This is a genomic window from Glycomyces luteolus (genome assembly GCF_027622875.1).
In the GTDB taxonomy this organism is placed as follows: domain Bacteria; phylum Actinomycetota; class Actinomycetes; order Mycobacteriales; family Micromonosporaceae; genus Glycomyces; species Glycomyces luteolus.
On sequence record NZ_JAPZVP010000001.1, the window covers coordinates 279,049 to 300,234 of the forward strand.

Consider the following 21,186-nt stretch of genomic DNA (forward strand, 5'->3'; position numbering starts at 1 on the left):
CGCTCAGGCGGATTCGCGCCAGAGGATCGGCAGCGCCGTGCGTCGACGCTCGGCGCTGTCCCCGGCGCCGTCCAAAGCCTCCCCGATGACGTCGGCGATCTGCTCGGCGAATGCGGTACCCAGTATCGCCAGGGTGGTGAGCGCGGGGGAGGTGACGGCGCCGAGCGACAGCCCGTCGACGCCGACAAGTCGGACCTGTCCTGGCACGTCGATGCCGCGGCGGTGGGCGGCCCTCAGTGCGCCCATCGCCATGAGGTCGCTGAAGGCGATTACGGTGTCGGTTTCGGGGAAGCGGTCCATGAGGTCGTTGAAGCCGAGTTCGCCGGCGTCCACGGACTGCGGCGGGGCCTCGCAGACGACCACCGCTTCGGCCGACACCGGGTCGACCGCGTCCTCATAGGCGATCCGGCGAGTGCTCGGCTTGTAGACCGTGCCGAGCGGCTGGCTCTCCAGCAACCCGAACCGCTTCGAACCGCGCTTCCGCAGCTCGTCCACGAGGTGGGCGAAGGCGGGACCGAAGTCGAAGTCGACCGAGTGGAGACCTTCGCTGGTAGCAGTGCGGCCCAGAAGGACCAACGGGACACCGCGGGCAGCCGCGGCCAACGCCGCCTCGTCCGTCTCGCCGAGATAGCCGACGACCGCGTCGACCTGGTTCGCGAGGCGGCTGATCAGCTGGAGCTCCGGTTCGTCCTCGTGCGAGACGATCGTCATCTGCCAGCCGCGTGCCGACGCGGCGTCGAGCAGGTCGGCGGCGAGCTCGGAGTAGTAGGGGTTGCGGAACGAATCGACGACGAAAGCGATCGTCTTCGTCTTGCTCGTCCGGGCCAGGTTCGACGCAAAGCGGCTGGGGCGGTAGCCGAGCCGCTCGCTGATCTCAAGGATGCGGGCGCGCGTCGCTTCGCTGATCCGCGGCATCCCGTTCATCGCCCGGGTCACGGTCTGCCGGGAGACTCCAGCCTCGCGGGCGATGTCCTCGATCGTTACACGTCGCTGCATATTCCCCATTATCCCCGTCGATGCCGTTCCGGTCGGAACGCGGTTTCACCCCACAGCCGGAAGCGGCGCCGCCGCAGACGGTCCTGTACCAACTGCCCAGGAAGGCAACCATGAACGACCGAATCGCCGTCCGCGTCGGTGCCGCGACCGCCGACACCGCCCCCGACCTGTGGGGCCTGTTCATCGAAGACCTCAACGACGCCCTTGACGGCGGGCTGAACGCCGAACTCATCCGCAACGGCGACTTCGAGTTCGACCCGTCCGAGCGGAACGACTTCCACCACCTCACCGGATGGGCCACGGAGGGCCCTGTCCAGGTGCGGACCGGATCCCCGCTGCACCCGAACAACCGCCACTACGCGTCACTCATCGGCCCGGCCGCCATCGCCAACAGCGGCTGGTACGGCATCAGCGTGACCAAAGGGAAGCGACTGCGGCTGTCCCTGTTCGCCCGCGTGACCGAGCAGACCCGCCTGGCCGTGACCCTTGGCAACGGCCTCGCGAGCACCGATCTCGACGTCGAGCCCGGCGGATGGCACTACCTGGAAGCCGACCTCGCTCCGACCGCGACGGGGTGCGGCGAACTGCGGATCGCCGTGCCCGCCGGAGCCGACGCCGACCTCGACGCCGTCACCCTGCGGCCCCTCGCCGACGACGGCTCGCCCCTGACCTTCCGGCCAGACCTGCTCCAAGCCTTGAAGGACCTGGCCCCGAGCTTCATCCGCTTCCCCGGCGGCTGCCTCGCCCACGGCTACGGCCTCGGCAACATCTACCACTGGAAGGACACCATCGGACCCCGATGGAGGCGAGCGCAGACGCGGAACATCTGGGCCTACCATCAGTCCCGGCAGATCGGCTACGGCGAGTATTTCGAGCTGTGCGAAGCCCTCGGCGCCACCGCGATCCCCATCGTCGCCGCCGGCGTCTGCTGCCAGAACTCGCCCGGCGGCCAGCACGCGATCCCAGAATCGCAGATGAAGGACTACATCCAGGACGTGCTCGACCTGATCGAGTTCGCCAACGGCGGACCTGAAACGCGCTGGGGCGCGAAACGGGCCGAACACGGGCACCCCGAGCCATACGGGCTGCGGTACCTCGGCCTCGGCAACGAGGACGAGATCACCGACGCGTTCCGAAACCGGTACGCCCGCATCGAGGACGCCGTCCGCGAAGCCCACCCCGAGATCACCGTCATCGGCACCTCCGGACCGTGCACCACCGGCCCCGACTTCGAGGCCGGCTGGCAGTACGCGCGAGAGCGCGGCGTCGCGATGGTCGACGAGCACGGCTATCAGAACCCCCGCTGGTTGCACCAGAACCTCGACCGCTACGCCGCCTACGACCCCGACGGGCCCAAGGTCTACCTCGGCGAATACGCGGGCTGCTCCAGCACGGTGCGTTCGGCGCTCGCCGAGGCGGCGTACATGATCGGCCTCGAACGCAACCCCGACGTCGTGCGCCTCGCCTCCTACGCCCCGCTCCTCGCCCGCGTCGGGCACTCGCAATGGACCCCTGACCTCATCTACTTCACCGCCGACGAGGTGCGCCTCACCGCCTCCTACTACGTGCAGCGCGCGTTCGGCACCGAGCGAGGCGAGCGGGTTCGCGCAGTCGAACTCGAAGGCGTGGTGCCGTGGACCCGGCCCGTCGCGGGAACCGGCGAGGCGCACGTGCACTCGCCTCGGGCCACTGTGGCCTTCAGCGATGTCGTGTTCGACGGGCGACCGGTCCCCGACTACGCCACCGTCCCCGGAATCGACGGCGCGGTTCTCGCAGCGATCGGCCCCGACGCCGCCGACATCGAGTTCACCGCGGTCCGACGGGACGGCAGCGATGGCTTCTCACTGCGACTGGGCCCAGACGACCCGTCGAGTTCCGTGAAGTTCAACTTCTGCATGGGCGGCAACCGCAACACCGTGGTGTTCCGCCGCGATGACGGGATCGACAACTGGGAGGCGACCCGCCCGTGGCCCGAGTGGGGCGACGGCGTCCCCGTCCGAGTGCGGGTCCGCCTCGACGGGCCGCGCCTCCGGGTCTGGGTCGACGGCGAACTTCACCACGACCTCGAACTCGACACCCGGCCCGAACACCGCGTCGCCGCGGGGGCGCTCTCGCGCACCGCGGCAGACGGCGGGACTGAGTACGTGGTGAGGCTCGTCAACGCCGAGGATACCGAGAAGCCCGTCCGCGTCGACCTCGACGACGCGCCCGGCCCAGTCGCGGCCGACATCGAGCTCCTGGCCGGGGCCGGACCCGACGAGGGCGCACTCTTCGAGGCGTCCCCGATCCGACCGGTCACCGAGAAAGCCAAGGGCGAGAACGGGATCGACCTGATCCTGCCGCCCTGGTCGTTCGCCTCGGCGATAGTTCGCCCCTCGGCTTAGTCCTCGATCCAGTGGAGGACTGCGTTCTATCGCCGTGCGCCACCGCGTATCCGCACATCAGACCCCTCGATGTATTGACATGAATTCATAGAAAGCGCTATCGTACTCATGCTGCGTGAGCGATCACGCAGATCTCATCCGGTTCGCGGTGGCAATTCCCCGGCATCGCACACCGCATGGCGCAAAGGAGCACCATGACACCATTCGACCTAGGCCGCCTCGCCCGGCGACCCCTCCTCAAAGGCGCCGCTGTCACTGGCGGCCTGGCTCTCGCCGGACTCGGCAGCCTCGCTTTCGACTCGGCGCAGAACGCCGAGGCCCAGACGGCCGGCATCCAGGCCGTCAGCCACCCGGCGATGCTGCACACCCAGCCCGACCTCGACTACATCGCGGCGAAAGTCGCCGCCGGCGCCGAGCCCTGGCTCGCCGGCTGGAACAAGCTGGCGGCCAGCTCGCACTCGCAGAGCACCCGGACCCCCAGCGCCACCTCCGTCATCACGCGCGGAGGCTCCGGCACCCAGAACTACCCGGTGCTCTACAGGGACGTCCACGCCGCCTATCAGAACGCGCTGCGCTGGCGCATCGCCGGCACGACCGCCAACCGCGACGCCGCCGTCGCGATCTGCAACGCGTGGTCGTCGACGTTGACCGAGATCAACGGCAGCACCGACGCGCTGCTGTGCGCCGGGCTCCAGGGCTACCAGTTCGCGAACGCCGCCGAATTGCTGCGCGGCGCCCCGGGCTTCGACCTCGGCGCGTTCCAGAACATGATGATGGACGTCTTCCATCCTCTGACCACCGGTTTCCTGGGCAGCCACAACGGGACCTGCGCGACCCACTACTGGGCGAACTGGGACCTGGCCGCGATGAACGCTGTGCTCGCAACCGGCATTCTCTGCGACGACGACACGATCATCGACCAGGCGATCGACTACTTCTGGAACGGCGTCGGCAACGGCTCCATCCGGGGCGCGATCCCCTTCACCCACGACGACGGCCTCGCGCAGTGGCAGGAGTCCGGCCGCGACCAGGCCCACACCATCCTCGGCATCGGGCTCATGGCCACGTTCATGGAGACGGCCTGGAACCAGGGGATCGACCTCTATTCGGCCGACGACAACGCGTTCGCCAAGGTCGCCGAGTACGTCGCCTCCTACAACCTCGGCAACAACGTCCCCTACACGACCTACAGCTGGGGCTCGGGCAACAATTGCGCCTACAACGAGCAGACGGTCATCGGCAGCGGTGGGCGCGGCAGCGTGCGGCCGGTGTGGGCGATGGTCTACGGCCACTACCACTCCCGGCGCGGCATCGAGATGCCGAACACGGCCGCGATCGCCGCCTCGATCGATCCGGAAGGAGGCGGCGGCGATTACGGCTCGACCTCCGGCGGATACGACGCTCTCGGGTACGGCACACTCCTGTATTCCCGCGACCGGACCACGGTGCCCTACAACCGGATCCAGTCCTACAACTTCCAGACCCGGTATTGGCGCCACGTCGGCTTCGCCGCGGGCGTCGCGGAGAACGCGAGCCCCGCGGCGGACACCTGGTTTCAGGTGTCCTCAGGCCTGGCCGACCGCGCCGACGACTGCGTCTCGTTCGAGTCGGTCAACCTCCCCGGCTACTACCTGCGCGTGAACGACACGGTCCTCAAGCTGGAAGAGAACGACGGCTCGGCGCAGTTCGCCAAGGACGCCACATTCCGCACGGTCGCCGGCCTCGCGGACTCGGCCTGGACCTCGTTCCAGCTCTACGGCGATTCCAGCCTGCATGTGCGCCACGCGTACAACATCCTCCGGACCGCCGTGGTCCCTAGCGGCGACAGCGTCGGCAAGGCCGACGCCACCTTCCGGATCACGAGCTGACCCGCGATTACGGTCGGGCCCGTGATCGCGGGCCCGACCGCCCGCCCTGCAATGAAAGGAACCTCTCTTGAGAACCAAAGTCGCGGTACCGCGGCCGAGTCGCCTGCCGGCACTCGCCGCTGCGGCCGCCATAGCCGCGGGGATGCTCGCCGCACCCCCGCAGGCGGTGCAGGCCGCCGAGTACGAGGACCTCATCACCGACAACGTCGTGGTGATCAACGAGACCGTGTCCGACGCCGGGTTCGTCCACCCCGGTGTGGGCCTGTCGGCGGAGGATCTGCGCAACGCGCAGGAGATGGTCCGCTCGAACCAGGAGCCGTGGGCCTCCTACTTCGATGCCATGACCGCCACCGGTTTCGCGTCGACGACCTACCGGGCCTCGAACTCGAAGTCGGCCGCTGAACCCGACAAGGCGCTCACCGACACCTACGTGCAGGGCGGCATGCGCACCCGCCAGCGGAACGACTCGTTCGGTTCGCTGACCCAGTCGCTGATGTGGGTCATGACCGGCGACGAGGTGTACCGGCGCAACGCGGTCCAGTCCCTGCGGGCTTGGGCCGACATGAACCCCGAGGGGTACGCGTACTTCCCTGACGCGCACATCCACACCGGGCACCCGCTCTACCAGCACCTCATGGCCGCCGAGATCATTCGCGCCACCGAGCCGCTCGCCGACGACACGCCGGGGACCTACAACGGCTATGACGTGGTGTGGAGCGATCAGGACGATGCGAACCTGCTCGGCAACTATGCGAATCCGGTCGTCGATGTCTTCAACTTCTCCAACAAGAAGTGGATGAACCAGCACAACTTCGGGTTGTTCGGGCGCATCGCGACCGCGATCTACGCGGACGACGCCGAGGGCTACGCCAAGGGCGTCGAGTGGACCACGGTGAACTCGACGTATGACGGCTACGACAACGGCGCGATCGCCCCGCAGATCCCGCTCATTGAAGCCGATGACCCGGCGAACCCCTACGGGTACGACTTCGTGCAGGTCCGCGAGATGGGCCGCGACCAGGCCCACGGCGAGTGCAACATCGACAACTTCACCGCCCTGGCGCGGATGCTCGAAGTCCAGGGCACCAAAGTCGACCCCGACGCCGGGACGGTCTCGACCGCCTCGGACGCGGTGAGCGCCTATGACTTCCTCGACCAGCGGCTCCTCGATGGTGCGAACCAGTTCTTCGGGTTCATGCTGGGATCGCGGATCCCCTGGGCCGACGAGCGCGGCGAGGGCTGGGACGGCAGTGTCTCCGAGGCGTACCGGGGCCGGATGTTCAACCCGGTCAACGAGCTGTATTACGAGTACCGGTACGAGCGCGGCGTCGACGTCGAGACCGAAGCGCCCTGGGTGGCCGAGCTGTCGAACCGTATGGACGGCCCGTACTTCTACGGGGGGACCGCCGTCGCGAACTTCTGGGCCGCGGGCGACAAGAACCCCGAGTACTGGGTCGCGTTCCCCGAGGAGCTGGCCGGGACCACCCCGAAGCCGCTGCCCGGGAATGCGGCGCTGACCTTTGAGAAGGCCGGGCTGCTGCTCGACGACAGCACCGAGATGGTGACCGAGGACGGCGCCACGTTCGCGCGCGCCTCGCTCTCCGAGACCGGCACGACCAGCGTCGTCAGCCGCGTGATGTGGGGCGGGCAGACCTTGCTGGGCCTGAAGTACCGCAGTGACGGGCCTGCGAGTCTCGAAGTGCTGCAGAAGGAGGACCCCTCGGGGATCAACCCGGACGAGTACGACTTCGATCCGATCGTGCCGTCGATGGAGCTGCCGGACACGGGCGGCGAATGGCGTTACGTGGCCTACCCGGCGGGCGGTCAGAACGTACACTTCTATCGCCTCAAGGGCGCCGAAGGCACCACCGTGGACCTGCACAGCGTGATCCTCACCGCCGCGAAGGACCTGACCGCACCGCAGTTCACGCAGGCCGACGACCGCTTCTACTTCACGGAGCGGAACGAGAAGTCGATCGACCTGTCCGCCGTCGACACCGGGGGAAACGTGGCTTACAGGGCCGCCGGTCTGCCCGAAGGAGCGTCGCTCGGCGCCGCGACCGGCGAACTGACCTGGAAACCCGCTGACGGCCAGTCCGGCCGCTACGAGGTCCAGGTCATCGCCGACGACGGCCAGACGGTTGCCGCCCGCACCTTCACGTTGGCGGCCTCCAAGAACCGCGCGAAGACCATCGATGCCGTCCTCGCGGACGGCACCTTGAGCTTCGCGGTCTACACGACGGTCACGCACGAGCCGTTCCTCGCGGCGCTCCACGAGGCCAAGAACGTGCCCGAGGGAGCTTCGCAGGAGGAGTTCGAGGCGGCGCTCACCAAGCTGCTCGCCGCTGTCGACGCCCTGCGGCTGCTCAACCCGCATCTGGAGGACGGCACGCTGGACTTCGGCGACGGGGTGGTCACTCCGACCGTGATCTCGCCCGCGGCGGTGGACCTCCTCGCCAGCGAGGGCAGCGACGGAGGCATTCCGAACCTGCTCGTGGCATCCTTCGTGCTCGACTTCGGACCCCAGTACCGGGTCGCCGCCGACTCCTTCGGTTTCCTGGCCAACTTCACGTTCGGGAACCGGATGGAGGGCACCAATGTGTACGGCTCGAACGACGGCATCACCTGGGACCTCCTGACCGAGCGGGACACCGAGAACACCAACAAGTGGGACACCATCGGCGTCGTCGAGGAGCATCGGGGAGAGCAATACCGCTACCTGAAGCTCCAGGTCGACAACCCCGGCATCGCGACCGACCCGGCCTATCCGGGCCTGTGGTGCTTCCAGCGGTTCCGCATCGACGGCATCCGCTCTGAGGTCAAGGGCGACATCGACACCGTGTCGGTGACCTCCCCGGACGCGCTCGCGCGCCGCGTCACCGAGGGCGACGACGTCACGGTCGCCTTCTCCAGCCCCACCGCGATCTCGGACGTCGAAGTGACCGTGGGCGGCCAGACGCTGCCAGCGACCAGCGAAGACGGCCTGTCATGGAGTGCGACCGGAGCGCTCGGAGCGCTCGAGGGCGGAGGACCGCTCGACATCGCGATCGATCACACCACCACGAAGGGCCAGATTGCCGAGACGATCCACGGAACGACCGACGGCACGTACCTCTACGGGGCCGATGAGTCGAACCTGATCGACTTCGCCCATTTCCAGGTCGTAGGTGCCTCCGGTGAGGCCGATACGGCGAAGTCCGCTCAGGCCTCGCTCATGCTCGACGGCAGCGCCTCCACGCAGAGCAGCGTGCCCGCAGTGGACGGGCAGTTCCACCTGATCTGGGACTTCGGGGCCGGCTCGAGCGTCGCTCTGGACCGGATCGACTACCTTGCCGCGCAGAACAACAACGGCATGGTCCGCATGCCCGATCTGGTCTTCCAGGGCTCTGACGACCTTGAGCACTGGACGACCATCGCCGAGCAGCCGTTCAAGACCATGTCGTGGCAGAACCTGGAGGCGACCGACACCGGAAACTACCGCTACCTGCGGGTCAGCAGCAGCACCTACATCGACATCGCCGAGTTGCGCGTCTTCGGCGACCTTCACCTCGACCTCGACCCGGTCATCGCCCGCGCCGAAGCGGTCGACCTGACCGCTTACTCGCGGGCTTCGGCGATCCTGTTCACCCGTGAGCTGGGGGCCGTCAAGGCCGCTGCGGCCGAGGACGGTGCGGACGAGACCGTGCTCGCACTTCGGCTCCTGGACGCCTGGGACCTGCTCGAACCGTCGGCGACCCGGATCGCCGCGACCCTCGACCCGTCTTGGGTGACGGCCAGCTCGGTGTCCTGGGACGGCAAGCGGGACGCGGCCGCCAACGGCTGGGCCATGTTCGACGGGAACACCGGCACGTTCACGGACACCAAGACAGCGGCAGGCTGGGTCTCGGTCATCCCGACCGACGGCACTGCCTTCTCGGTCGAAGCCGTCAAGTACTACCCGCGTTCGGGGTTGACCGTCCGCGCCAGCAACGTTGACCTCCAGGGCTCCAACGACGGCGGCGCGACCTGGACGACCTTCGCCAGTACCGGCACCGCCGTTGCGGGCTGGAACACGGTGAACCTGGCCGAGGCGGTGCGGTACGAGGAGCTGCGCGTCAGCGGGGCCGACGGCTTCACCAACTTCGCCGAAGTCCAGTTCCTGGTCCACGCGATCGACAAGACCGGCCTCGATCTCTACCTGTCAGAGAGCGAGGCGCTGAACCAGACCGACTGGACGTCCGACTCCTGGGCCGTATTCACCACCGCCCGCGACAACGCCCGAACCGTCTCCGACGACAAGGGCGCCACCCAGAAGGAGGTGGACACCGCCGCCGACGCGCTCGCCGACGCGCTCGACGCACTTGTCGAGTCCTGACCACCCTGGAAATGAGAGCCCGGGCGCTGCGGCGCCCGGGCTCCTACATGATCTGAAAGCGAACCCTTTCACGACTCGTTCGAGACGCGATCTGGCTCGAGCGCGGCCTACTCAGGCGGCGGAAGGTGGCCGATCACTTCTGCCCTACTGCTGCGGACGTCCGAAGCGCCTTGTACCCGTAGTCGCGCATGGCCTGTTCGTAGGCGCCGATACCGTCCAGCAGTTCCTTTCCTCCCCAGGCGACGGCGAGCAGTTCCCCTCTGAGAACGTGCGCGTCGCGCAGCGCCGTGTTGGCGCCGATGCCCAAGGCCGGGCTCATGGCATGGATCGCGTCGGTCTCATTCATGATGAGGTGAGATGTGTTGGGACACAACAAATATGAACGAGATTCAAGAATAGGAATATGTTGTGGGTGCTACAGGGATCGAACCTGTGACCACCTCGTTGTAAGCGAGGTGCTCTACCGCTGAGCTAAGCACCCGGAGGGCGCGCGGGAGCGCGCCGAGCCTGAGAAAGGGTACCTGAACGGAGGCTTGGGCGCGAATGGCGGGTATACCGGCCGTTCCGCATCGTGGACGCCGGGGGAGGCGTGCGGCACAGCCCGGAATTCGGTGGAAGCTTCAAGTGTTGTTGGGTTCGTGGAAAAGCTACGTGTGGACATCTGGTCCGACATCGCCTGCCCGTGGTGCTACGTCGGAAAGGCCCGGTTCGACAAGGCCGTGCAGCAGCTCGACGGGAAGGTCGACGTCGAGATCCGGCACCGCTCCTTCGAACTCGACCCGCACCGCGAACCGGGCGACACCGCCCCTGTCGTCGACATGCTCGTCAAGAAGTACGGCATGAGCCCGGCCCAGGCGCAGGCCGGGGAGTACCGGCTCCAAGACCTGGCGAAGGCCGAAGGCCTCGACTACCAGGCGGAGGGCCGCGACCACGGCAACACCTTCGACCTGCACCGGCTCCTGCACCTCGCCTCCGAGCGGGGCCTGGAGGCCGAGGTCTGGCAGGCGTTCTACAGCGCGAACTTCGCCGACGAGGCCTCGATCTTCGAACGCGAGCGGGTGATCGAGGTGTCGGTCGCCGCCGGGCTCGACAAGGCCGAGGTCGTCGCCGTGCTCGACGACCCCGAGGCCTACCGCGAGGCCGTGCGCGCCGACGAGGCCGAAGCCGCCGCCCTCGGCGCGACCGGCGTGCCGTTCTTCGTCGTCGACGAGAAGTACGGCGTCTCCGGCGCCCAGCCCACCGCGCTCTTCGCCGAGGTCCTGGAAAAGGCGTGGAGCGAAAAGCGTCCGGCGCTGACCACGATCGGCGGCGCCGAGGACGCCGAGGCGTGCGGCCCCGACGGATGCCCCATCTGAAACGGGTCCGGGCCTAACTTGCGAAACCTTCACGAACGGGCAGCTGCGGGAATATCCTGAGGCGAATTCCGCTCGATCGAGGAGGCGATAGCCATGCCGATGGACCGCGAGACGCAACTCAGGCTGGTGAAACTGCGCGACGACACCGGCGTGCTCTCGCTCTACGTCAACGCCGACCCCCGGCAGGAAGGTTCCCAGCCGCCCTGGAAGACCCGGCTCGACCAGGGCCTGAAGCAACTGCTCGAATCCGTCGACAACGGCACGCGCTCCGCGCTCGGCCGCCGCCTCGAGGAGATGAAGCTCGACATCGAGCAGCTCGTCCGACCCGGCGCACCCGGGATCGGCCGCGCGCTGTTCGTCGGCCTCGCCAGCGGCCAGACCTACAGCGTCGAGATGCAGACGCCGCTGACCGACCGGGTCGCCCTCGCCCCCCGCTCCCACATCGCCCCGATGTTCGCCGCCTGGGCCGAGGGCTCCCCGACCGGCATCGCCGTCGTCGACGGCAAGGGCATGCGCCTCTTCGACAGCCGCTTCGGCAGGTGCGAGGAGGTCTCCGGGCTCCACTTCGCGCTCGACACCGCCGAATGGCGGGTCATGAAGGGCCCCGGCGCCTCCCACAGCGCCTGGGGCGGTCGGGACGGCTACGTCTCCTCCAACCAGCAGGACCTGTTCGACTACCGCATCGCCGAGCACCTCCAGAAGTTCCTCGCCGCCGCGCACTCCACGCTGGAGGAGCACGTGGCGACCTTCGGCTGGGAGCAGCTCGTCATCTCGGGCGAACCCGAGCTCGTGGAGGCCTCCTCCAAATCGCTGCGCAACGGGTTCAAGGCCGAGGTCGTGCCCTCGCAACTGGTGCTCAGCCAGTCCACGCCCGCGCAGATCCAGCAGGCCCTCGCGCCTGAGATCGCCGCCGCACGGGCGGCCCGCGACAAGCGCCTCACCGAGGACTTCGCCGAGTCCCCGCGCAAGACCGTCGCAGGCTCCGAAGCCGTGCTCGACGCGCTCCAGGACGGCCGGGTCGACCGGCTCGTCATCGAGCGCGACTCGGTGTGGAGCGGCCGCCGCATCCCGGACGGCACGGTCCTGGCCGACTCGATCGCACCGGGCGAGCCCGAGCTCGCCACCGCGATCGCGGACGCCCAGCTCGGCGAGGCGATGATCGAGATGGCGCTGGCCTCGGACGCGAGGGTGTCGATCCTCAACGACGGCGTGCAGCTCGACGAGAAGGCGGGAGGGGTCGGCGCGTTCCTGCGCTGGTGACCACCGATTGATGCATCGAGTTAGGTTATGCTAACCTATCTTCGGCAGTACGATCCAGGGCCGCGGGTTTCTCACCTCCCGCGGCCCTGAGCCGTTCCCGGGATGATCACAGCGCCTCACCCCGCCTCATCACGCCCGGAGCCGCCCCTCGCCATGGCCACCGCTCCTGAACCCCCTGCTCCGCCGACCGATGCGGAGCTCTACGGCACCGAAGTTCGCTTCCCTGCCGCGGCCACCATCGCACTGGCGCTCGCAAACCCTCAACTGCGTTCTTTCAGAACCGTATTGATGCTCCATACGGGTGCCGTCGGTCTGTCCATGCTCGACGGCATCCGCACCCTGCCGCTCTAGGAAACCGGCGCTCGGTCTGCGACGAAGTCGGGGACTCGGTGCTGTAGCAAGCCGGCGGGCCGTCCCCGATGGAGTCGCGGACCGGGCCGACGCCCTCCCTGGAAGGGGAGGGCGTTTCGCATGGGGCCGAGGTGCATTCATCCCGAGTTCACCGGTTGCAGGTTGCCGGAAAGTGGCATTTGTCGTTCACTTACCCTCCACCCGGTTTCACCTGAGATATAGAGGTTCCATGACCATCCTCAGTAGACGAAACGTCCTCGGCGCCGGCCTCGCGGTCGGCGCCTCCGCCGTCGCCTCCGGTGCCATTGCCGGTGCGGCCCAAGCCGAGGAGACCCTCACCGGCTCCCTCATCGGCGCGCCCGACGGCGAGCAGCTCCACCTCATCTCCTTCAACCTCCGCTACGAGGGCGGCGACCCCTCGCCCCGCACCTGGGACGAGCGCCGCCCGCTCGTCAAGACGGTCCTCAAACGCGAGCAGCCCACGATCCTGTTCACGCAGGAGGGTCTGTACGGCCAGAACCAGGACGTCCTCGAGGACCTCAAGGACCACGACTGGATCCACCTCGGCCGTCTCGGCGGCTCCAAGAGCGAGGCCACCGCGGTCTTCTGGGACCGCAAGCGACTCAAGGCACTCGAGTACGACCACCTGTGGCTTTCGGACACGCCGCTGCTCATCGGCTCCAAGAGCTGGGGCAACAGCGTCGTCCGGATGCTCACCTGGGTCCGCTTCCAGGACCTGCTGAGCGGCAAGGACTTCTATGTGGTTAACAACCACTTCGACCACCAGTCCGAGCCGTCGCGCCAGAAGGGCGCGCAGATGAACCTCGACGTCATCGCCGCCTGGACCTCCCCGGTCGTCGTCGCCGGGGACTTCAACAACACCCCGGACACGCCGATCTACCAGATCCTCACCGACGGCGGCCTCGTCGACACCATGCTCGCCGCCGACGAGCAGGTCACCCCCGTCTACGGCACCTGGAACGGCTGGGACCCGGTCCCGACCGAGGAGGAGCGGCGCATCGACTGGATCCTCACCACCCCCGAGGTGCGGATCCTCAAGGCCGGCGTCAACACCTACTCCAAGGACGGGCGCACGCCCTCCGACCACTGGGCCGCGCAGGCGCTCATCGAGCTCCCGTAAACGGTCACCGGGGCGGCGATCGCGCGGATACCGTTGAAAAGGTGAACGACGCGCTGATCGCCGCCCCGCCCGGGCACCCGCTGCTGGGTCCCGTGGAACCGCCGTTCCTGCATGTCATGACCTACAACCTCAAGTCCGCCTCCGGCAGCGCCCCGCACTCCTGGTGGCGGCGGCGCCCCCTCGTCAAGGCGGTCCTCGACAACGAACTGCCCTCCGTGATCTGCACCCAGGAGGGCCGCTTCCGCCAGCTCCTCGAACTCCGCGAAGACCTCGACGGCTACGACTGGGTCCACCTCGGCCGCGGCGGCGGCTCCCGCAGCGAGGCCACCGCGATCTTCTGGGACACCGCCCGGCTCCTCCCGCTCGAATACGACCACCTCTGGCTCTCCAAGCACCCCAACGTGATCGGCTCGCGCAACTGGGGGAGCGGCACCGTCCGGATGCTCACCTGGGTGCACTTGGAGGACCGCGTGACCGGACGCCGGTTCTACGTGGTCGACAACCACTTCGACCACCGCTCCGAGAAGGCCCGGCGCAAGGGCGCGGACCTGCTCCTGCGGACCATCGCTCCCTTCCTCGACCCGGTGATCGTGGCCGGAGACTTCAACTGCGGCCCCGATTCGGCGACCTACCGGGCGCTCACCGGCGGTGGCCTCGCGGACGCTTGGGAGAGCGCGGACGAGCACATCACCCCGAACTGGGCCACGTTCAACCGCTGGCGGCCCGTGCCCGCCGAGGGCCCGACCCGCATGGACTGGATCCTCGCCCGGCCGAGCGCGGACTGCGCCGTCGAGGTCCACCGCGCCGGAGTCAACTCCTATGCCGAAGGGGGCCTGACCCCTTCGGACCACTGGCCGGTCCAGGCGGTGCTCAGTCTCGTGCCCCGGCGCGAGCCGCGCCCGGGCGCACGCCGAGGAACTCACGGATCTCGCTGACCGCTGCGCGACCCGCCCGGTTCGCGCCGATCGTGCTGGCCGAGGGGCCGTAGCCCACCAGGTGCACGCGCGCGTCGGCCGCCGCCCTGGTGCCGTCCATGACGATCCCGCCGCCGGACCCGCGCAGCTTCAACGGCGCGAGATGATCGAGCGCCGCCCGGAATCCGGTGGCCCACAGGATGGTGTCGACGGGGATGAACGTTCCGTCGTCCCAGCTCAGACCCTCGGGCGTGATCGAGTCGAACATCGGCAGCCGATCGAGGACGCCCGCGGCCCGCGCGGCCCGGATCTCGGACGTCAGCGGCACGCCGGTCACACTGATGACCGATTGCGGCCGCAGTCCCCGCCGCACCCGCTCCTCGACCATCGCGACCACCTCGCGGCCCCGGTCCGGGTTGAAGTCCCCTGAGCGCCATTGCGGTTCGCGCCGCGTGATCCAGTGCGTGGACGCGGCGACCGGGTCGATCTCCAGCAGGTGCTGGATCCCGGAGATGCCGCCGCCGATCACGGCGACGCGACGGCCCGCGAACTCCTCGGGACCGCGGTACTGCGCGGTGTGCAGCTGCCTGCCGGCGAACGTCTCCTGCCCCGCGTACCGGGGCCAGAACGGGCGCTCCCAGGTGCCGGTGGCGTTGATGAGCGCGCGGGTGATCCAGGTGCCCCGATCGGTGACGACCTCGAGGCGCTTGTCGGGGAGCGGCCGCACCGATCCCACGGAGACGGGCCGCTGCACGCGCAGGTCGAATTCGCGCTCGTAGTCGGCGAAGTAGGAGGAGATGACCCCGGAGACGGGCGTGGTCGGCTCGGGTTCGGGCACGGCCATGCCCGGGAGCCGGTAGACGCCGTTGACCGTCTCGAATGTGAGGGTCGGCCAGCGGAACTGCCAGGCGCCGCCCGCATGCGGCGCGTGGTCGAGCACTGCGAACTCGGTCTCGGGCTCGAAGTGCCGCCGCAGGAAGTAGGCGGCCGAGAGCCCGGCCTGCCCGGCCCCGATGACGACGACCTCGACCTCGCGAATCACCTCTAGTGGAACGACTTGGAGGAGGAGGTGATTCCGCGAGGTGAGCCCGTTCACTCAGGGCGGGGGAACAACTCCTTCATCGTGAACGCCTCGGCGGTCGGGCCCTTCTCGCGGAGGATCGTGAGCCGCTTCTCCGCCTCCGGCAGGGTCGGCCGGTGCCCGGCCGGGACCCACCACATCGCCGAGTACGCCTCGGTGAGGTGCGCGAACCATTCGCGGCGCCGCTTGAGCATCGCGCGGTGCTCGGGCCCGTACACATAGGCGTTCAGGGCCTCCGGCGAGGTCCACACCGACATGTTGACCGCGAGCCATTCGTCGTCGAACACCCGGAACGCGGTCGCGTCCGACCCCTGCTCGTCGATCAAGCGCCACACGAAACCCTCGGCGTGGTCGGCGACGGCGTTCACCTCCTGCAGCTTGGAAGTGAACCCTTGCATCACCTCGCTGTCGAAGGGCGCCAGGATCCGCCCGATGTTCACCTGCGCCAGTTCATATCCCGCACTCATGCCACGAGCCTGCCAGCGCTCCGCACCCGTCGTCAACGGCTGCATGCGAAACCCAGTCGCACCCCAGTCGACTGGGATTCGCCGGGGACTCAGTCCTCAAAGGGCGTGAGGAACTCCAGGCGGTTGCCGAAGGGATCGCGGGTGTAGCAGCGCCGGTAGCCGATGACGTCCGCATCCCCGTCGACCCGGTGCCCGGCGGCTCCGCGCGGGTCCCGGTACCGGGCGGGGTCGGTCACGGTCTTCCTCCTCGGGCGCAGGGAAAAGGGGCGGGCCACTGGCCCGCCCCTCAGGACTCTTCAGCGGTTATTCGGCCAGCAGTCCGCGGAGGACGTACTGGAGGATGCCGCCGTTGCGGTAGTACTCGGCCTCGCCCGGGGTGTCCAGGCGGACCACGGCCTCGAAGGTGGTCTCGGCCCCGTCGGGCTTGACGGCGGTCACGGTGACCGTGGCCGGGATGCCGTCGTTGATCGCGGTGACGCCCGAGATCGAGACGGTCTCCTCGCCGGTGAGGCCGAGGCTCTGGTGCGACTCGCCCTCCGGGAACTGGAGCGGGAGGACGCCCATGCCGATGAGGTTCGAGCGGTGGATGCGCTCGTAGGACTCGGCGATGACGGCCTTGACGCCCAGCAGGCGGGTGCCCTTCGCGGCCCAGTCGCGGCTCGAACCCGTGCCGTACTCCTTGCCGGCGAAGACGACCAGCGGGGTGCCCTCGGCGGCGTAGTTCTGGCAGGCGTCGTAGATGGTCGACACCGGGCCGCCGGCCTGGGTGAAGTCGCGGGTCCAGCCGCCTTCGGTGCCCGGCGCGAGCTGGTTGCGCAGGCGGATGTTCGCGAAGGTGCCGCGGACCATGACCTCGTGGTTGCCTCGGCGCGAGCCGTAGGAGTTGAAGTCGGCCGGGGAGACGCCCTGGACCTTCAGGTACTCGCCCGCGGGCGAGTCGGCCTTGATGGAGCCGGCGGGGGAGATGTGGTCGGTCGTGACCGAGTCACCGAGCTTCGCCATGACGCGGGCGCCGGTGATGTCCTCGACGGCGGCCGGGGTGGCCGGCATGCCGTCGAAGTACGGGGCCTTGCGCACGTAGGTCGAGGCGTCGTCCCACTCGAAGGTGTTGCCGGTCGGGATCGGCAGGGACTGCCAGGTCTCGTCGCCGTCGAAGACGGAGGCGTACTCCTTGAGGAACATGTCGCGGCCGATGTTGCCGTCGACGACCTCGCGGATGTCCTCGGCGGAAGGCCAGATGTCGCGCAGGTACACGTCCTGGCCGTCCTTGCCCTGGCCGATCGGGTCCGACGTCAGGTTGAGGTCCATGGTCCCGGCCAGCGCGTACGCGACGACCAGCGGCGGGGAGGCCAGGTAGTTCATCTTGACGTCGGGGTTGATGCGGCCTTCGAAGTTGCGGTTGCCCGAGAGGACCGCCGCGACGGCGAGGTCGCCGGCCTGGACCGCGGCCGAGGTCTCCTCGGGGAGCGGGCCGGAGTTGCCGATGCAGGTGGTGCAGCCGTAGCCGACCAGGTTGAACCCGAGCTTGTCGAGGTACGGGCTGAGCCCGGCGCGGGTCAGGTAGCCGGTGACGACCTGCGATCCCGGTGCGAGGGAGGTCTTGACCCACGGCTTGGAGAGCAGGCCGGCCTCGACGGCGTTCTTGGCGAGGAGGCCCGCGCCGACCATGACGTACGGGTTGGAGGTGTTGGTGCACGAGGTGATCGCGGCGATCACGACGGCGCCGTGGTCGAGCTCGAACTCGCCGGCGTCGGACTTGACGGTCTGCGGGTTGTGCGGGCGGGCGCCGTTCGCCTTCTCGGCGGGAGCGTCGGAGCCCGGGAAGGACTCCTCGCCGGCCTCGTCGTGGACGTAGTTCGCGACGTCGCGGCGCCACTGGTGCCCGGCCTGGTCGAGCTGGATGCGGTCCTGCGGACGCTTGGGTCCGGCGATGGAGGGCACGACGGTGGAGAGGTCGAGCTCGAGGTACTCGGAGTACGCGGCCTCCTTCGACGGGTCGTGCCACATGCCCTGGGCCTTGGCGTAGGCCTCGACGAGCGCGATCTGCTCGTCGGTGCGTCCAGTGAGGCGCAGGTAGTCGACGGTGCGCTCGTCGATCGGGAAGATGCCGCAGGTGGAGCCGAACTCGGGGGCCATGTTGCCGAGCGTGGAGCGGTCGGCGACGGGCACGGAGGAGACGCCCTCGCCGTAGAACTCGACGAACTTGCCGACGACGCCGTGGTCGCGCAGCATCTCGGTGATGGTGAGCACGAGGTCGGTGGCGGTGGTCCCGGCGGGGAGGTCGCCGGAGAGCTTGAAGCCGACGACGCGGGGGATGAGCATCGAGATCGGCTGGCCGAGCATCGCGGCTTCGGCCTCGATGCCGCCGACGCCCCAGCCGAGGACGCCGATGCCGTTCTCCATGGTGGTGTGGGAGTCGGTGCCGACGCAGGTGTCGGGGTAGGCGACGCCGTCGCGGGTCATGACGACGCGCGCGAGGTGCTCGATGTTGACCTGGTGGACGATGCCGGTGCCGGGCGGGACGACCTTGAACTCGTCGAAGGCGGTCTGGCCCCAGCGCAGGAACTGGTAGCGCTCGCGGTTGCGCTCGTATTCGCGCTCGACGTTGCGCTTGAAGGAGTCGGGGTGCCCGAAGAAGTCGACGATCACGGAGTGGTCGATGACCATCTCGGCGGGCGCGAGCGGGTTGATCTTGGACGGGTCGCCGCCGAGGTCGCGGACGGCCTCGCGCATGGTGGCGAGGTCGACGACGCAGGGGACGCCGGTGAAGTCCTGCATGATCACGCGGGCGGGCGTGAACTGGATCTCGGTGCTGGGCTTGGCGGCGGGGTCCCAGGAGCCGAGCGCCCGGATGTGGTCGGCGGTGATGTCCGCGCCGTCTTCGTTGCGCAGCAGGTTCTCGAGGAGGACCTTGAGGCTGTACGGCAGCCGGTCGTGTCCCTCGACCTTTGCGATGTTGAAGATGTCGTATTCGTGTTCGCCGACCCGCAGCGTCTCGCGGGCGCCGAAGGAGTCCGTACTCACCATGAGAGCTCCTCGATTCAGGATTTGAAGATCGGCTTCAGTCTGCCCCAACCTGAAGGGCCGGGAACCGAGGTCGGGCAGAGCAGCCGCCTTTTAAACAGTACGTCCGTCTTATTTAACGAGGCCAACTGTAGCACTCGGCGTTTCGAGGGCGTTGCTTAGCCGAGCCTAACGAGGTGCTGCGAGGCTGAGTCGTCTTGCAGGAGAGCGCATCCAGGCCCGGACAGGTTAAAGGCCGACGGCGGCCGGTGTGCGGTGATGTAGGCCGCCGTCGGCCCGGTGCGGTGGATATAAGTCTTAATTCGGACTATACGCTGCGGGCACGCCGGGCATGCACCGCCCCTGTGATGCCCGTCGCCGCATGGTCTGCACAGCTAGGCTCCGCAGATTCATGCCTCGAGCGTCGGCAAGCGAGGACCCGCCGCGCGCTGCGATTCGAGCCAGGACTCCACGTCGTCCGCGGTGCGCGGCAGCCCGGCCGAGAGGTTCTCGCAGCCCTCGGCGGTGACCCGCACGTCGTCCTCGATGCGGATGCCGACCCCGCGCAGCTCCTCGGGCACCAGCTCGTCATTGGCCTGGAAGTACAGGCCCGGTTCGACGGTGAGCACGAAGTCCTCCTGGACGGCGCCCTTGTAGTAGTGCTCGGGGCGCGAGTTCGCGCAGTCGTGCACGTCGAGTCCGAGCATGTGGCCGAAGCCGTGCAACGTCCAGCGGCGGTAGATCAGCGAGTCCTTGTCGAGCGCCTCGTCGACCGAACCCGGCAGGACCCCGAGGTCCTTGAGGCCCTCGGCCAGCACCCGCATGCAGGTCTGGTGGATCTCCTGGAACTCGGTGCCGGGCTTGATGACGTCCATGCCGGCCTGCTGCGAGGCGTGCACGATGTCGTAGACCTCGCGCTGCAGCGGCGTGAACCGCCCGCTCACCGGCAGTGTGCGGGTGACGTCGGCGGTGTAGAGGTGGTTGTTCTCCACGCCCATGTCCATGAGGATCAGCTCGCCCGGCGTGGTCCGGCCGTCGTTGGTGATCCAGTGCAGCGTGGTGGCGTGCGAACCGGCGCCCACGATGGAGTCGTACCCGAGGCCGTTGCCCTCGAGGCGCGAACGCAGGCCGAACACCCCTTCGAGGGCCCGCTCCGGGATCGAGCCGTTCGAGGGCAGCACCCGCGCCACGTCCTCGAAGCCGCGCACGGTGATGTCGATGGCCTCCTGCAACTGCTCGAGCTCCCAGGCGTCCTTGACCAGGCGGAGTTCGGAGAGCACCGCGGCCAGTTCGCCGTCGCGGGTCAGCTGCGGCCGGCCTTCGAAGTCCTTTGTCGGCTCCTCGGCCGCGAAGTGCGCGTCGACCCCGGCGTCGAAGCCGCGCAGCACGCGGACCTTGCCGCGCTCCACGCCCGCCAGCTCGCTCTCGAGCCGTTCGACATCGCGGACCTCGATGCCCAGCTCCAGGCTGGTCTCCTGCAGCGACCGCTTGCGGCCGATCCACAGCTCGCCGTACTTCGCTGACCGGAAGAACTCGTCGGAGTCGTAGCCCTTGCGCGGGCGCCGGTACAGCACCGCGTCGTGGCCGGAGCCGTTCGGGTGCAGGACCAGCACGCCCTCGGGGTCGAGGTCGCCGGTGAGCCAGGCGAAGTCCGAGCCCGCGCGGAAGCGGAAGAAGGTGTCGTTCGAGCGGGTCTTCTCGGCGCCCGTGGGGACGACGACCGTCTCGCCGGGGAAGGCCGATGAGACCGCATCGCGGCGGCGGGCCGTGTAGGCCGCCTGCGCCGACTCGGCCACGTCGAGTTCCGTCGCACCCCAGCCGGTGCGCATGAAGTTCAGGAACTTCTCGGGGAACTTGGGGTCGTGGGGCCGCTCGCCGGACTTCTTCTCAGCCATGACAGGTCCTTTCCCAACCATCGATGCCGCGCCAATGCTCGGCTCGCAAGCTTCGCCGAAGTGAGGTGGATGTGCCTCACCACGACGGTACCGCAGTACAAATTCATGACTCGCAAG

15 protein-coding genes and 1 tRNA gene are annotated in these 21,186 nt (G+C 68.5%); 8 read left to right on the forward strand and 8 right to left on the reverse strand.

Annotation, left to right across the window (positions count from 1 at the left end; translation table 11 throughout):
* Positions 1–3: 3 nt before the first annotated feature.
* Positions 4–996 carry a LacI family DNA-binding transcriptional regulator gene (locus O1R50_RS01255; protein WP_270108019.1) on the reverse strand — a complete coding sequence of 331 codons (993 nt, stop codon included), beginning with the start codon at positions 994–996 and terminating at the stop codon, positions 4–6.
* A 110-nt stretch (positions 997–1,106) separates the two neighbouring features.
* Here O1R50_RS01255 and O1R50_RS01260 point away from each other — a divergent pair, with 110 nt between their 5' ends.
* From O1R50_RS01260 to O1R50_RS01270, 3 genes are all read left to right on the forward strand, one after another.
* Positions 1,107–3,380 (forward strand): alpha-L-arabinofuranosidase C-terminal domain-containing protein, encoded by a 2,274-nt coding sequence (locus O1R50_RS01260; protein WP_270108020.1) that lies wholly within the window; start codon positions 1,107–1,109, stop codon positions 3,378–3,380.
* A 194-nt stretch (positions 3,381–3,574) separates the two neighbouring features.
* The gene (locus O1R50_RS01265) at positions 3,575–5,248 is read left to right on the forward strand and encodes an AbfB domain-containing protein (protein ID WP_270108021.1); all 1,674 of its coding nucleotides are present in this window, start codon (positions 3,575–3,577) and stop codon (positions 5,246–5,248) included.
* Positions 5,249–5,315: 67 nt separating this feature from the next.
* The gene (locus O1R50_RS01270) at positions 5,316–9,602 is read left to right on the forward strand and encodes a putative Ig domain-containing protein (protein ID WP_270108022.1); all 4,287 of its coding nucleotides are present in this window, start codon (positions 5,316–5,318) and stop codon (positions 9,600–9,602) included.
* Positions 9,603–9,735: 133 nt separating this feature from the next.
* Here the strand turns inward: O1R50_RS01270 and O1R50_RS01275 are convergent, their stop codons facing one another.
* Positions 9,736–9,948 (reverse strand): FAD-dependent oxidoreductase, encoded by a 213-nt coding sequence (locus O1R50_RS01275; RefSeq protein ID WP_270108023.1) that lies wholly within the window; start codon positions 9,946–9,948, stop codon positions 9,736–9,738.
* Between the two features lie 63 nt (positions 9,949–10,011).
* Positions 10,012–10,083, reverse strand: a tRNA-Val gene (locus tag O1R50_RS01280).
* Between the two features lie 157 nt (positions 10,084–10,240).
* Between O1R50_RS01280 and O1R50_RS01285 the strand changes: the two genes are divergently transcribed.
* From O1R50_RS01285 to O1R50_RS01305, 5 genes are all read left to right on the forward strand, one after another.
* The gene (locus tag O1R50_RS01285) at positions 10,241–10,957 is read left to right on the forward strand and encodes a DsbA family oxidoreductase (RefSeq protein WP_270108024.1); all 717 of its coding nucleotides are present in this window, start codon (positions 10,241–10,243) and stop codon (positions 10,955–10,957) included.
* A 93-nt stretch (positions 10,958–11,050) separates the two neighbouring features.
* On the forward strand, positions 11,051–12,217 hold the full coding sequence (locus tag O1R50_RS01290; protein ID WP_270108025.1) for a VLRF1 family aeRF1-type release factor: 1,167 nt from the start codon (positions 11,051–11,053) through the stop codon (positions 12,215–12,217).
* Positions 12,218–12,370: 153 nt separating this feature from the next.
* Positions 12,371–12,568, forward strand: coding sequence for a hypothetical protein (locus O1R50_RS01295; protein WP_270108026.1), 198 nt, complete (start codon positions 12,371–12,373; stop codon positions 12,566–12,568).
* A gap of 229 nt (positions 12,569–12,797) precedes the next feature.
* A complete protein-coding gene (locus O1R50_RS01300; RefSeq protein WP_270108027.1) occupies positions 12,798–13,709 on the forward strand; it encodes an endonuclease/exonuclease/phosphatase family protein in 912 nt (303 codons plus the stop codon).
* 41 nt (positions 13,710–13,750) lie between these two features.
* Positions 13,751–14,644, forward strand: coding sequence for an endonuclease/exonuclease/phosphatase family protein (locus O1R50_RS01305; protein WP_270108028.1), 894 nt, complete (start codon positions 13,751–13,753; stop codon positions 14,642–14,644).
* On the opposite strand, the gene O1R50_RS01310 is transcribed toward O1R50_RS01305, so the two are convergent.
* The 5 genes from O1R50_RS01310 to O1R50_RS01330 all read right to left on the reverse strand — a co-directional run bounded on the left by O1R50_RS01310 (position 14,580) and on the right by O1R50_RS01330 (position 21,069).
* Positions 14,580–15,662: an NAD(P)-binding domain-containing protein gene (locus O1R50_RS01310; RefSeq protein WP_408612574.1), complete on the reverse strand. Its 1,083-nt coding sequence runs from the start codon at positions 15,660–15,662 to the stop codon at positions 14,580–14,582. The genes O1R50_RS01305 and O1R50_RS01310 overlap by 65 nt on opposite strands.
* A gap of 53 nt (positions 15,663–15,715) precedes the next feature.
* A complete protein-coding gene (locus tag O1R50_RS01315) occupies positions 15,716–16,171 on the reverse strand; it encodes a DUF3291 domain-containing protein (RefSeq protein ID WP_270108030.1) in 456 nt (151 codons plus the stop codon).
* A gap of 89 nt (positions 16,172–16,260) precedes the next feature.
* Complete coding sequence (locus O1R50_RS01320; RefSeq protein WP_270108031.1) at positions 16,261–16,407, reverse strand: hypothetical protein; 147 nt, start codon at positions 16,405–16,407, stop codon at positions 16,261–16,263.
* A 67-nt stretch (positions 16,408–16,474) separates the two neighbouring features.
* Complete coding sequence (gene acnA, locus O1R50_RS01325) at positions 16,475–19,195, reverse strand: aconitate hydratase AcnA (protein WP_408612575.1); 2,721 nt, start codon at positions 19,193–19,195, stop codon at positions 16,475–16,477.
* 389 nt (positions 19,196–19,584) lie between these two features.
* Positions 19,585–21,069: an aminopeptidase P family protein gene (locus O1R50_RS01330; RefSeq protein WP_270108033.1), complete on the reverse strand. Its 1,485-nt coding sequence runs from the start codon at positions 21,067–21,069 to the stop codon at positions 19,585–19,587.
* Positions 21,070–21,186: the final 117 nt, after the last annotated feature.

Coding starts and splice junctions, on each gene's coding strand:
- O1R50_RS01255 (WP_270108019.1), bottom strand. CDS start 996: ATGCAGCGACGTGTAACGATCGAGGACATCGCCCGCGAGGCTGGAGTC.
- O1R50_RS01260 (WP_270108020.1), top strand. CDS start 1,107: ATGAACGACCGAATCGCCGTCCGCGTCGGTGCCGCGACCGCCGACACC.
- O1R50_RS01265 (WP_270108021.1), top strand. CDS start 3,575: ATGACACCATTCGACCTAGGCCGCCTCGCCCGGCGACCCCTCCTCAAA.
- O1R50_RS01275 (WP_270108023.1), bottom strand. CDS start 9,948: ATGAATGAGACCGACGCGATCCATGCCATGAGCCCGGCCTTGGGCATC.
- O1R50_RS01290 (WP_270108025.1), top strand. CDS start 11,051: ATGCCGATGGACCGCGAGACGCAACTCAGGCTGGTGAAACTGCGCGAC.
- O1R50_RS01295 (WP_270108026.1), top strand. CDS start 12,371: ATGGCCACCGCTCCTGAACCCCCTGCTCCGCCGACCGATGCGGAGCTC.
- O1R50_RS01300 (WP_270108027.1), top strand. CDS start 12,798: ATGACCATCCTCAGTAGACGAAACGTCCTCGGCGCCGGCCTCGCGGTC.
- O1R50_RS01315 (WP_270108030.1), bottom strand. CDS start 16,171: ATGAGTGCGGGATATGAACTGGCGCAGGTGAACATCGGGCGGATCCTG.
- O1R50_RS01330 (WP_270108033.1), bottom strand. CDS start 21,069: ATGGCTGAGAAGAAGTCCGGCGAGCGGCCCCACGACCCCAAGTTCCCC.